Genomic DNA, 12762 nt, shown 5'->3' with positions numbered 1-12762 from the left:
ATCACTTCGCCGACCACCTTGGCGCACTTGCGGGCCGCGGATTCCGGGTTCAACCGCATCTCGCGCATGGCGTAGAGCACGCGCCGCTGCACAGGCTTGAGGCCGTCGCGCACATCGGGCAGCGCGCGGTCGGTGATGACGCTGAGCGCATAGGCCAGATAGCGGCGGGAGAGCGCCTCGCTGAGCGGCTCGTCGATGATCCGGTCGCCGGGGCCGGAACCGCTTGGGGGCGGGGTGGTGGTGATATCGTTCATGGGCTCAACATACGCGGAGTCGGCGTCTTAGGGTCTTCCCCCGGTACGGGGGAAACCAGTCCCTGACAGCCGAAGGCTGGAAGGTCGATGGGGGAAGTGGGCGGAAAGAAGATACCTCCCCCATTGTCGCCCGGCTTCGCCATTGGCGACCTTTTCCCCGTACCGGGGGAAGACGATTACAACCGCCCCGCATCGCTCAACCGGTCCACCAGCCAGAGGCGGGCCGGCGGCAGGGGGCGGTTGATGGGGTTGAAGATGAACTGCTCGAGGAAGTGGGCGGTGAGGGCCAGGCCGGCGCCGACGTCGCCGGGGCCCAGGCGTGACTGGCTGGAGAGCAGGAAGGGCGGCAGGGTCAGCATGCGGTCGCGGTAGGGGTCGCCGGCGAGGCGGGAGACGGCGCGGCCGGTCTTGGGGCTGACGTAGACGAGGTCGTCGGTGGCGCCGGTGGCGGCGCACTTGGAGAGGTCGAGGCCGAAGCCCAGCTCCTGCAGCAGGCCCGCCTCGAAGCGGACGAAGACGGCGGGCCAGAGGTCGGTGGCGGCGAGCGCCTCGATGAGCGCCTGGAAGGCCAGGTAGGCGCCCGGATGCGGCTCGCGCTCCGGGAGCGCCCCGGCGGCGACGGCGGCGGCGGCGGCGAGGCCGGCCAGCGCGAGCGCGTCGTCGAACAGGGCCGAGGGCCCCTCGCCCACCGGCTCCAGCACCGCCGAGCCGAGCTGGTCGGAGACCCGCGCGCGGTAGCGGAGGGTGACTGCCGCGCCGGCCTGCAGGAACGGCTTCATCCGGCGCGAGGCGCCGCCGGCCACGTGGGCGGCGTACTTGCCGTGGTTGGCGGTGAGCAGCTCGACGATCGCGCCCGCCTCGCCGAACGGGCGGGCGGAGAGCACGAAGGCGTCGTCTTCGAATTCCATCAGCGCCTAGCTAGCAGATTGTCCACGAACCACACGAACCACACGAACGGGCGTCCGGCGCAGAGAGGCCCGCGCAGCGGGCGCTCAAGAAGAGCAACCACGAAAAACACGAAAGCGGCGTGGATCACCGAGACTGCAGAGTTCAGACGGGGCTGCGCCCATTTCGTGTTTTTCGTGTCTTTCGTGGTTGGAATTTCCGAGCCTCCGCTGGCGCGGAGGCTCGGGTAAGGACCAACCCGTTCGCGTGGTTCGTGTGGTTCGTGGACAACCTCTTCAGGCGTCGAAGTCGAGGCCCACGTCGCCGTAGAACTCGCGCTTGTCGGCCCAGCGTTCGTCGACCTTGACGTGCAGGAAGAGGTGGACCGGGCGGTCGAGGAGCTGGGCGAGTTCCTCGCGGGCCTTCTGGCCGATCCATTTGAGGGTCTGGCCGCCCTTGCCGAGGATGATCGGGCGCTGGCTCTCGCGCTCCACGTAGATGGTCTGCTCGATGCGGGCCGAGCCGTCCTTGCGCTCCTCGAAGGCGGTGGTCTCGACGGCGGCGGCGTAGGGCAGCTCCTCGTGGACCCGCAGGTAGAGCTTCTCGCGGGTGATCTCGGCGGCCAGCAGGCGCGCAGGAATGTCGGCGGTCTGCTCGGCCGGGTAGAACCAGGGACCCTCCTTCATCAGCGCGGCGAGGCGGCGCTTGAGGTCGTCCACGCCCGAGCCGTCGGCTGAGGAGATCATGAACACCTCCGAATAGACGCCGGTGTCGAAGAGTCGCTTGGAGAGCGCCAGGAGCGTGTCGCGCTTCATGCCGTCGATCTTGTTGAGCGCCAGGATGGCCTGCTTGCCGGCGGCCTTCAGGCCCTCGACGATGGACTCCACGTCGATGGCGGCGCGCTTGTCGGCGGCCTTGGCGCCCGGCTCGGGGGCGGCCAGCTCGGCGACGCTGTCGACCAGGTGGACGATGACGTCGGCGTCCCGCGCCCCGCCCCACGCGGCGCGGATCATCGCCCGGTCGAGCCGGCGGCGCGGCTGGAAGATGCCCGGGGTGTCGACCAGCACGATCTGCGCGTCGCCCTCCATGGCCACGCCGCGCACCGGGAAGCGGGTGGTCTGCACCTTCTGGGTGACGATGGAAACCTTGGCGCCCACCAGGCGGTTGGTCAGGGTCGACTTGCCCGCATTGGGGGCGCCGATGATGGCGGCAAAGCCGGCGCGGGTCATAGCTCAACTCCTGCGGGGCCAGCCTCCTCGGAGGGGCCCCCTTCGCGTTTCAGCAGCATCTGCTGGGCGGCGCCCTTCTCGGCGTCCTGGCGCGAGCGGCCCTGGCCGGTCTCCGGCGCGAAGCCCGCGATGGCGACGGCGACGGTGAAGCAGGGCGCGTGGTCGGGACCCTCGCGGCCCACCAGCTCATAGGCCGGTAGCGGCAGGCCGCGGGCCTGCGCCCACTCCTGCAACTGGGTCTTGGGATCCTTGCCGCGGGGCTCGTCCAGGTGGGCGAACTCGTCGGCCCAGAACGTCAGGAAGAAGGCGCGCGCCGTCTCCAGGCCGCCGTCGATATAGAGCGCCGCGATCAGCGCCTCGCAGGCGTCGCCGATCACCGCATCGGAGTTGCGGACCCCGACCTTGCTGGCGCTGGCCGAGAACCGCATGGCCTCGGGCAGGCCGCAGGCGCGGGCGGCGCGGGCGCAGGCGTGGTAGTTCACCAGGCTGGCCATCAGCCGCGACATCTCCCCTTCCCGCGCATCGGCATCGAGCGCCATCAGCCGCTCGGCCGCGCAGAGGTTGAGCACCCGGTCGCCGAGGAACTCCAGCCGCTCGTTGTGGAGCACGGCCTTGGCCCCGTCGCCGACGCTGGCGTGGGTGAGCGCCCGCTCCAGGAGGTCGCGGTCGGCGAAGGCGTACCCTATGCGGCGTTCGAGCTCGGCGATCGCCGCGACACGCGTGTTCATTGAAGCAGGTGGAAGAACCGGCTGGGCTGGGCGTTCAGCACCCAGGTCCACGGCTTGAAGATCGAGGCGCCGGCCTTCCAGGAGAGCAGGATGATCTGCGCCTTGCCCTCGAGGTTCTCCGCCGGGACGTAGCCCACCCCGCCGGCCTCGGGCGAGACCCGGCTGTCGGAGGAGTTGTCGCGGTTGTCGCCCATCATGAAATAGTGGTGCTCGGGCACCACGTAGACGTCGGTGTTGTCGAGGTCGCCGGTGGGGCCGAAGTCGTTGGTGACGTAGCTCTTACCGCCCGGCAGGGTCTCGCGGTAGCGGGTGACGTCGTGCATGAAGCCATAGCCGGAATCCTCGCGCACCGTGCCCAGGGAAACGCGCGGCACCTGCTTGCCGTTCAGGTAGAGCAGGCCCTGCTTCATCTGGATGCGGTCGCCCGGCAAGCCGATGATGCGCTTGATGTAGTCGGTCGAATTGTCGTGCGGCAGCTTGAACACCACGATGTCGCCGCGGTGCGCCGGGCGCTCCAGGATGCGGCCGGAGAACAGCGGCGGGCTGAGCGGGATCGAGTGCTTCGAATAGCCGTAGGTCCACTTGGAGACGATGATGTAGTCGCCCTCGTAGAGGTTCGGCTCCATCGACGCCGAGGGGATGGTGTAGGGCTGGAAGAACAGGACGCGCAGGAACAGCGCGATCAGCAGGGCGTAGATGATCGTCTTGATGATCTCGACGACTTCGGCCATCGCGCCGGACTTCTCGGGGGGCGCCGATGCCTTCATGGTCTCGCTCATGGATAGTCCTTCAGGGGCGTCCGCCGTCGCGAACGGGCCGTTGCTACGCGTTGGATAGCGCGTGAGCAAGTTCTGTGCCCGTGAAGATAAGGTCATGACCTCTTTGTAAGTACGGCGAGCGCCCAAGTGTCGCGGGACGGGGCGGCGGCGGAGCCGGCCAGAAGGCCCGATGGCAGCGCCGCGCTCACGCCCCGGTTCGGCCGCAAGCCCCCGGCCGACCGCCCGGCGCTCGATAGGCCCCGGCCTGTTGCGGCGAAGACACGCCGAACTGTCCGTTTCCCGGCGAAGCCCGAACCATCGGCCGCCCGTCCGAGAGGCACAAGCTGCACCGCGAGCCTTGCCGCCGCCTCAAAACCGGGCGCCGGCCGCCGGGCGCCGAAATCCAAGGCGCCCGCTTGCTCAAATTCTCGCCGGACGCGGTGGAAACGGTGCGTATTCGGATGTTTATCGCCACGGGTAGTGGACACAAACCAGAACGCGATCATCCTTAAATCAACCTATCGAGGAATAGGCGGGGAACATCGGAAGGGCTTCCAAACAACAATGGGGGCTCATCTTGAACAATATTTATATGAGCGCGAGTGTAATCGCGCTTACCGCGTGCATTGCTTCAAATGCTGCCGCAGCTGACGCCAGTGCGGCAAGTAGCGTCGAAGAGGTGATCGTCACCGGAACACGCGCTCTCGGCATGAAGGCCGCCGACAGCCCCGCCCCGATCCAGGTGCTTGGCGCCACCGCGCTCAAGCAGGTGGGCCAGCCCGACCTGATCCAGGCCATCGCGCAGAACCTGCCGTCCTTCAACGCGCAAGCCTTCGGCGGGGACGCCGCCAACCTGACGCTCTCGGCGGCGCTGCGCGGCCTGAGCCCGAACGACACCCTGGTGTTGATCAACGGCAAGCGACGCCATTCCACCGCCAACCTCTCCGTGCTCGGCGGCAGCCCCTATTCGGGCTCGGCGACGGCCGACCTGGGCCTCATTCCGGTGGGCGCGATCGACCACATCGAAGTGCTGCAGGACGGTGCCGCGGCGCAGTACGGCTCCGACGCCGTCGCGGGCGTGGTCAACATCATCCTGAAGAGCGCCGACCACGGCGGATCGGTGACCGCCACCGGCGGCCAGTACTTCGAGAACGGCGGCAAGACCGGAGCCTGGTCCTTCAACAACGGCATGACGTTGGGCGACAAGGGCTTCCTGAACTTCACCCTCGAAGAGCGCTACCACGACTTCAGCCAGCAAGGCGGCGCCGACCGGCGCCTCTTCGACATCAACGGCAAGCTGCTCCCCACCGACAACCCGATCGACGCCGCGGGCGTGGTGCTGCAGCCTGGCTCGCCGAACGTGAACCGCATCGTCGGCGACGCGCACTACAACATCTACAACTTCTTCTACAATGGCGGTTACGACCTCGGCGGCGGCATCCAGCTTTACAGCACCGGCAGCTACAGCCACCGCAACGCGGATTCCTTCGAGAACTACCGGGTTCCGACCAAGATCAGCGGCACCACATCTACGGGCGTGAAGTACTATCCGCTTCCCGCCGGCTTCAACCCGACCGAATCCCTGGCGGAGGACGATTTCGGGTTCACCGTCGGGATCAAGGGAGACCTGGAGGGCTGGAGCTGGGACCTCTCCAGCACCTACGGCCAGGACAAGGACGACATCTACACAAAGAACTCGGCCAACGCCCAGCTCTTCCCGGTTCTGGCGGCGGCGTCGGCGACACCGATCATCCCGCAGCGGGACTTCTACGACGGCACCTTCCGCTCGAGCGAGTGGACGGGCAATCTCGACATCGTCAAGACTTTCGACGTCGGCGCAGCCTCGCCGCTGAACCTTGCGTTCGGGGCCGAGACCCGCCGCGACGAATTCGAAATCGTCGCCGGCGAGCCGTCGTCCTACTTCGGCGCCGGCGCGCAGTCGTTCACCGGCTACGATCCCTCCAATGCCGGCAAGCACACCCGCACCGACTACGCCGGCTATGTCGACCTGGCGGTCGATCCGATCACCGGCCTGCATGTGGACCTGGCCGGCCGCTATTCCCACTACAGCGACTTCGGGGAGGCGACGGTCGGCAAGCTGACCGCCCGCTACGACTTCAGTCCGATGATCGCCATCCGCGGGACGATCAGCAACGGCTTCCGCGCCCCGACCCTGCAGGAGGAGTTCTACTCAGGGACCAACGTCTCTCCGTCGTCCGCCACGGTCCAGCTCCCGGCCAACTCCGCGGCGGCGGTGATCGCCGGGTTCGCCCCTCTGAAGCCGGAAAAGTCCACCAACTACAGCGTGGGCTTCGTCGCCCACCCGGCGGACGGGCTGCAGATCACGGTGGACGCCTACCAGATCGAAATCCGGGACCGGATCCAGACCACCGGCTTCCTCTATGGCTCGGCCGTGGCCGGCGGCAAGAACAACGTCATCTCGCAGGCGATCCTCAACGCCATCACCGCCCACGGCAACACGCTGGACTCGGGGATCTCCTACGCCGGCATCTCGGTCTTCACCAACGCCGTGGACACCCGCACCCGCGGGATCGAGGCGACCGTGACCTACGCGTCCGACTTCGCGGAATACGGCCGCGTCGATTGGAGCCTGGGCTACAACCACAACGAGACGACGATCACCAAGCTGGCGGCGTTGCCGGCCCAGGACTTCTCCGCGGCGCCCACCGTCATCACCCAGACCTCGCTGCTCTCGGCCAGCGCGCTCAGCGGGCTGACGACCGCCACCCCCAAGGACAAGTTGGTTGGGAACGCGTTCTGGAAGCTCGGGAAGTGGACCGTCAACCTGCGGGAGTCGGTGTACGGCAAGTCGTCGGAATTGGTCTCGACCTCCAACGTCACGACGGAGCTGAAGATCGGCGTCACCGCGATCACCGACCTCAACGTCAGCTATATGATCACCGACGCGATCAAGCTCGACGTCGGCGCCAACAACCTGCTCGACGAGAGGCCGCCCACCGTGCCCGTCCTGTCTATCGGCAAGCCGGCGGACGGCGGAAACGTCTGGAACGCACCCATGACCTTCTCGCCGTTCGGCATCAACGGCGGCTACTACTACGGTCGGGTCACCCTGACCTTCTAAGGGCCGGCCCAGACGCCGGAAGGGGCGGATTGAGGCGAACTCGATCCGCCCTGCTCCCGGCTTGTTCCGATCTGCTCTTTTTTGCAGCGTAGGTTGTGAAAGTCGCCCGCTTCGCGCATCGACCTCATCGACGCTGGCGGCGGGGCGGCGCAGGCGTGAGCGGGTGCTGCAAGTAACGATGCGACAGGATGGGGATGGCTGAGGCGCACCGGGGGGGTATCGTCGAGCGGGCGGCCGCCCTGCTGGCGAACGATCCGGCGCAGGCCCGGCGCGCGGCGGAAGCCATTCTCCGGACGGCGCCCAGCGATCCGAGGGCGCTGCTGATCCTGGGCTCGGCCCGACGGCGGCTGGGCGACCCGGCGGCGGCCAGGGCGGTGCTGGCGCCGCTGGCCAGGGCCTACCCGCGGGCCGCCAACACCCAGTACGAACTGGGCCTCGCGCTCGCCGAACTGGGCGACGCGCCGGCGGCCGCGGCGGCCCTGCAGCAGGCCACCGCGATCAACCGCGACCTGGCGGACGCCTGGCGCGCCCTGGGCGACCTCAGGTTCAAGGAGGGCGACATCGCCGGCGCCGAGACCGCCTTCGCCCAGCACAGGCGCGCGGCGGTGACCGACCCTGCCCTGCGGGGCCCAGCCGAGGCGCTGTTCGCCGGCCGGGTCGCAGAGGCCGAACAGCAGCTGCGGGCCCACCTCCTGCGCCATCTCGCCGACGCCGCGGCGACCCGGATGCTGGCCGAGATCCAGCTTCGCCTGGCGCGCCACGGCGACGCCGAGATCCTGTTCGCGCGCGCCCTGGAGCTGGACCCCGCCCACGACGGCGCCCGTTTCGGCCATGCCGAGGCGCTGTTCCGCCAGCAGAAGTCGGCCCAGGCTCTGGCGGAGATCGAGGGCCTCGTCGCCCGCGCGCCGAAGGATCCGGCCTATCTGAACCTGCTCGCCGCCTGCCTCGCGCTGGTGGGTGAGGACCAACGGGTGATCGGCATCTATGAGGCCCTGCTCGCCGACTATCCGAAGCAGCCCCGGCTCTGGCTGAACTACGGCCACACCCTGCGGGCCGTCGGGCGGCGCGAGGACGCGGTCGGCGCCTACCAGCGAAGCCTGGAGCTCGCGCCCGGGCTGGGCGACGCCTACTGGAGCCTCGCCAACCTGAAAGTCGCCGCGCTGACGCCGGCCGACGAAGCGGCGATTATCGGCGTCCTGGCGCGCCCGGACCTGACCGCCGATGACCGGCTGCACCTGCACTACGCGCTCGGCAAGGCCCTGGAGGACCGCGGCGCGCACGCCGGCGCGTTCGAGCACTATGCGACGGGCGCCGCGATCCGGCGCGCCGAGATCCCCTACGATCCGGACGAGACCAGCGCGCAGGCGCGCAGGGCCCGGGCGCTCTTTACACAGCCGTTCTTCGCGGCGCGCGCAGGCTCAGGCTCGCCGAGCGCCGCGCCGATCTTCATCGTCGGCCTGCCGCGGTCCGGATCGACCCTGATCGAGCAGATCCTGGCCAGCCATTCACAGGTCGAGGGTACGATGGAGCTGCCCGACATCGGCCTGATCGCCAGAGGGTTCGATCGGGCCTATCCCGAAGCCCTGGCCGATCTCGCGGCGCCGGCGCTGGCGGCGCTGGGCGAGGCCTACATCGCGGCCACCCGGGCGCACCGCAAGCTCGGCCGGCCCTTCTTCATCGACAAGATGCCCAACAATTTCCTGCATGTGGGCCTGATCCACCTGATCTTGCCCAACGCCAGGATCATCGATGCGCGCCGGCACCCGATGGCGTCCGGCTTTTCCGCCTTCAAGCAGCACTTCGCGCAAGGCCAGGGGTTCTCCTACGACCTCGCCGACATCGGGCGCTACTACCGCGACTACGTGGAGCTGATGGCCCACTTCGACGCGTCGCTGCCCGGGGGCGTTCACCGGGTGCTCTACGAGGACCTGGTGGAGGACACCGAGCGCGAGGTCGCGCGCCTGCTCGACCACTGCGGCCTGCCCTTCGAGGCGGCCTGCCTGAAGTTCTACGAGAACAGCCGCGCCGTCCGGACCGTCAGCTCCGAACAGGTGCGCCAGCCGATCTTCCGCGGCGGCCTGGAGCAGTGGCGCGCCTTCGAACCCTGGCTCGAACCGCTGAAGACCGCACTGGGGCCGGCGTTGGAAGGGTGGCGAGGCGCCCCGACCGGCGGCGTCTAGATCGCGCATCGACCGTGCGCGACTCGCCCGCACGCCGCCGAGTGAAATCCAACGAGCGCAACTGTTCCAGCGGAGGCGCCGGCTTTGCGAGACTGATGAGTTTCTGGGCGACCTCGCCGAGAGAGGCCTCTCTTTGGCGCTGATGGTCCAGTTGGCCGCGACCCGGCCGATCCGCGGCGTAAAAGACTTCCGCGCCCCAGCTTATGGCCAGGGGTGAACCATCAGACGAACCCGGAGGCGAAAGCCTGCCCGTCGTCGGTGAAGCAGGGCAGCAAAGCGAGATGACGCAATGATCGGTTGCTGAACGACGAGGCCAAGATCGCTTCAGACATAGCGTGAATTTTAGAGGTCAGTGTTTTGCTTATTGACGGTTTTTCGCCGATCACGATTGCGCTGCTTGTGGTGATCCTCGCCGCGTCCGCCTTGATGAGCGGACTTTCCGGCTTCGGCTTCTCGGCGATCGGGGCCCTGTGCCTCATCCTGCTGCCGCCGAAGCTCGGCGTCCCGCTGCTGATGACCCTGTCGGCCGCCAACCAGGTGATGTCGCTCAGGCAACTGAAGGCGGACATGAAGCCGATCAAGCATTGGTGGCCGGATGGACCGGCGCCGTACCTGCTCGGCGGCCTGCTCGGCGTGCCGGTGGGGCTGGCGATCCTGAGCTCGCTGCCGACGTCGGACCTGATGTTCGTGTTCGGCTCATTCCTGGTCCTCTATGCCGGCTATTCCCTGCTGAGGCCGCACGGAGCGCATGCGCGGGTGCAGGGCAGTTGGCTCAGCTCGTCCCTGGTCGGCATGTCCGGCGGCGTCATCGGCGGGTTCACCGCCTTTCCGGGGGCGCCCGTGGTGGTCTGGAGCGGCTTGCGCCACCTGCCGAAAAAAGAGTCCCGGGCCATCGTCCAGCCCTACATCTTCGTCCTCCAGATCCTGTCGATCTCGCTCCTTGCGCTCCAGCGGCCCGAGACCTTCGGCAAGACCTATTGGCTGCTGGTGGCGATCACGGTTCCGGTGGTGCTGCCCTGCACGCTCATGGGCGTGAAGCTCTACAGGTCCCTGTCGGACGTCAATTTCCGGCGGGTGACCTTCATCCTGCTGGGGATCTCAGGCCTGGGGCTGCTGATCAAGGCGGCCGACAGCTTCCCGGCGGTGGCGAAGGCCATCAAGACCGCAGCCCTCTAGCCGACGGACTCCTCCCGAGACCCGGCGGCCTGGCGGCGGGGGACGCCGCTTCGTGAAGGCCGCCGCCGGCATCAAGCGGAACAAGGGTCGCAGACCAATGGTTGGCGAATAGCCGGGCAATCCGGCTGCCAGTCGGAGGGACTGCAATGCTGAAGACCACCCTGATAGCGGCCGCTGCGGCCGCCTTCCTGTTCGCCGGATCCGCCAGCGCACAGACGATGGACGCCAACGGGCGCTGCCATGACGCCAAGGGCCAGTTCGCGAAGGCCGAGGTGTGCGGCGGCGTGTCGGCGAAGACCTCAAAGATGAGCAAATCCAAAGGCGCCAAGTCCGTCATGACGTCGGCGAAGCCCGCCTCGGCGTCGGGGCCGGAGGCGGCGACGGCGGCGGCGGGACCGGCGTCGGCGGCGGGGCCAGCGTCGGCGGCGGGGCCAGCCAAGGCCCAACGCTGCAAGAACGACAAGGGCAAGTTCGCCAAGTGCGGCACGCCAGGCGCTCACCCCGCCTAGATCTATTTCGCCCTGCCGCTCAGGCAGGGCGCGCCAGGAGGCTCACTCCGGCAGCGCCTCGATGATCACGAAGGCCTGGGCGTAGGGGTGGTCGTCGGTGAGGCTGAGGTGGATGGCGGGCCGGCAGCCGGGCGGCATGATCTCCAGCAGCCGGGCCTGAGCCCCGCCGGTCAGCGCCATGGTCGGTTGACCGGAGCGCAGGTTGACCACCCCCATGTCGCGCCAGAAGACCCCGCGGCGCATGCCGGTGCCGAGCGCCTTGGCGCAGGCCTCCTTGGCGGCGAAGCGCTTGGCGTAGCTGGCGGCCCGATCGTTCTTGCGCTCCGAGCGGGCGCGCTCGACGTCGGTGAAGATGCGCTGGGTGAAGCGTTCGCCGTGACGCTCGAGGGTCTTTTCGATCCGCCGGATGTCCGAGAGGTCGGAGCCAAGACCGATGATCATGCGGCCCTTTCGGCGCGGGCTTCATCCATGAGCGCGCGCATCCGCTGGATGGCGGGGCCCAGGCCGATGAAGATCGCCTCGCCGATCAGGAAATGGCCGATGTTGAGCTCCACCAGCTCGGGTATGGCGGCGATGGGCTTCACCGTCTCGTAGTCGATGCCATGGCCGGCGTGGACCTCCAGGCCCAGGCGCGCGGCCTCGCGGGCGGCCTTCTTGAGGTTCTGCAGCAAGGCCTCGGTGTCGGGCGAGCGCTCGCGCACCGCCTGGCAGTAGGCGCCGGTGTGCAATTCGACCACCTGGGCCCCCGCGGATCGCGACGCCGCGACCTGGGCCAGGTCCGGATCGATGAAACAGGAGACGCGGATGCCCGCGTCGGCGAGCCTGCGCACCACCGGCGTGATGGCGTTGTGGCCCTTGACCACGTCGAGGCCGCCTTCGGTGGTCACCTCCTCGCGGCGCTCGGGCACCAGGCAGGCGGCATGCGGGTGGTGCGCCAGCGCAATGGCCTCCATCTCCGGCGTCACCGCCATCTCCAGGTTCAGCGGTCGGCCGCGGCGTCTGGTGATCAGCGCGAGCGCGTCGATATCGGCGTCGGAGATGTGGCGGCGGTCCTCGCGCAGGTGGGCTGTGATGCCGTCGGCGCCGGCGGCCAGCGCCATCTCGGCGGCGCGCACGGGATCGGGATAGCCCTCGCCGCGGGCGTTCCGCACGGTCGCCACGTGGTCGATGTTCACGCCCAGGCGGAGCTTAGACATGCGCCTCTCTCCCGCTCGGCGACGCGAGCCGCTGCTCAGATATTTGGAACCACGAACCACACAAACACCACGAACGCGCCGCGGAAGCGTAGCGGCCGTAGGCCATTTCTTGAGAGGCAGGGCGTCTCGAGGGAGGGCGAGCTGCGCTCGCGACGGACAGAGCGCGTTCGTGGTGTTTGTGTGGTTCGTGGATCTTCTTCATGCTCTTAACCGCTTGCTGCCCGGTTCCTCGGCCGGCAGGGCGGCGAGTGCGGGGGGGAGGTTGTCGGCGGGGTAGGACGGCACGTCGAGGGTGGCGAGCGCCACCAGCGGGAAGCCCACGTCGGCGCGGCCGCCGGAGCGGTCGACCAGGCAGGCGCAGCAGAGCACCACCCCGCCTGCCGCTTCGATCGGCTCGACCGCCTCGCGGAACGAGCCGCCGGTGGTGATCACGTCCTCGATCACCACCACCTTGGCGCCGGGCTCGATCCGGAAGGCGCGGCGCAGCTTGAACGCCCCCTCCTCGCGCTCGACGTACATGGCCGGCACGCCCAGCCAGCGGGCGGTCTCGTAGCCGGGGATGATCGCGCCGACGGCCGGCGAGACGATCAGGTCGGGCTTGCCGAACTGCGCCTCGATCTTCTCCGCCAGCGCCTTGCATAGGCGAGCCGTCCGCTCCGGGTACTGGAAGACCAGGTTCTTCTGCAGGAACATCGGGCTGTGCCGGCCCGAGGCCAGGATGAAATGGCCTTCGCGCAGCGCGCC

12 protein-coding genes are annotated in these 12762 nt (G+C 68.5%); 4 read left to right on the top strand and 8 right to left on the bottom strand.

What is annotated here, in order from left to right:
- The 5 genes from JWP28_RS20260 to lepB all read right to left on the bottom strand — a co-directional run.
- The coding region (locus tag JWP28_RS20260) for a DNA gyrase subunit A (RefSeq protein ID WP_299545664.1) at positions 1-254 on the bottom strand (254 nt) is incomplete at its 3' end.
- 176 nt (positions 255-430) lie between these two features.
- Positions 431-1162: a DNA repair protein RecO gene (recO, locus tag JWP28_RS20255; protein ID WP_299545663.1), complete on the bottom strand. Its 732-nt coding sequence runs from the start codon at positions 1160-1162 to the stop codon at positions 431-433.
- Positions 1163-1435: 273 nt separating this feature from the next.
- Entirely contained in the window at positions 1436-2368 is a 933-nt protein-coding gene (gene era / locus JWP28_RS20250) for a GTPase Era (RefSeq protein ID WP_299545662.1), read from the bottom strand.
- Complete coding sequence (rnc, locus tag JWP28_RS20245) at positions 2365-3096, bottom strand: ribonuclease III (protein ID WP_299545661.1); 732 nt, start codon at positions 3094-3096, stop codon at positions 2365-2367. The genes era and rnc overlap by 4 nt, the downstream gene beginning before the upstream one ends.
- Positions 3093-3875, bottom strand: coding sequence for a signal peptidase I (lepB, locus tag JWP28_RS20240; protein ID WP_299545660.1), 783 nt, complete (start codon positions 3873-3875; stop codon positions 3093-3095). Before lepB ends, rnc begins: the two co-directional genes overlap by 4 nt.
- Before the next feature lie 688 nt (positions 3876-4563).
- Between lepB and JWP28_RS20235 the strand changes: the two genes are divergently transcribed.
- From JWP28_RS20235 to JWP28_RS20220, 4 genes are all read left to right on the top strand, one after another.
- Positions 4564-6957 carry a TonB-dependent receptor gene (locus JWP28_RS20235; RefSeq protein ID WP_299545659.1) on the top strand — a complete coding sequence of 798 codons (2394 nt, stop codon included), beginning with the start codon at positions 4564-4566 and terminating at the stop codon, positions 6955-6957.
- A 194-nt stretch (positions 6958-7151) separates the two neighbouring features.
- Positions 7152-9137, top strand: a complete 1986-nt coding sequence (locus JWP28_RS20230; RefSeq protein ID WP_299545658.1) for a tetratricopeptide repeat-containing sulfotransferase family protein — start codon at positions 7152-7154, stop codon at positions 9135-9137.
- Positions 9138-9536: 399 nt separating this feature from the next.
- Complete coding sequence (locus JWP28_RS20225; protein WP_366143830.1) at positions 9537-10313, top strand: sulfite exporter TauE/SafE family protein; 777 nt, start codon at positions 9537-9539, stop codon at positions 10311-10313.
- A gap of 146 nt (positions 10314-10459) precedes the next feature.
- Complete coding sequence (locus JWP28_RS20220) at positions 10460-10822, top strand: hypothetical protein (protein WP_299545656.1); 363 nt, start codon at positions 10460-10462, stop codon at positions 10820-10822.
- A gap of 42 nt (positions 10823-10864) precedes the next feature.
- Here the strand turns inward: JWP28_RS20220 and acpS are convergent, their stop codons facing one another.
- From acpS to pyrE, 3 genes are all read right to left on the bottom strand, one after another.
- Positions 10865-11263: a holo-ACP synthase gene (gene acpS / locus JWP28_RS20215; RefSeq protein ID WP_299545655.1), complete on the bottom strand. Its 399-nt coding sequence runs from the start codon at positions 11261-11263 to the stop codon at positions 10865-10867.
- On the bottom strand, positions 11260-12018 hold the full coding sequence (locus JWP28_RS20210; RefSeq protein ID WP_299545654.1) for a pyridoxine 5'-phosphate synthase: 759 nt from the start codon (positions 12016-12018) through the stop codon (positions 11260-11262). Before JWP28_RS20210 ends, acpS begins: the two co-directional genes overlap by 4 nt.
- A 198-nt stretch (positions 12019-12216) precedes the next feature.
- Positions 12217-12762 (bottom strand): orotate phosphoribosyltransferase (gene pyrE, locus JWP28_RS20205; RefSeq protein WP_299545653.1); only part of this gene is annotated, 546 nt, incomplete at its 5' end.

Origin of the sequence: Phenylobacterium sp. (genome assembly GCF_028290885.1) — a bacterium.
Taxonomy (GTDB): Bacteria; Pseudomonadota; Alphaproteobacteria; order Caulobacterales; family Caulobacteraceae; genus Phenylobacterium.
The sequence above is the reverse complement of the archived record's forward strand: the minus strand, read 5'-3'. Positions and strand labels throughout refer to the sequence as shown.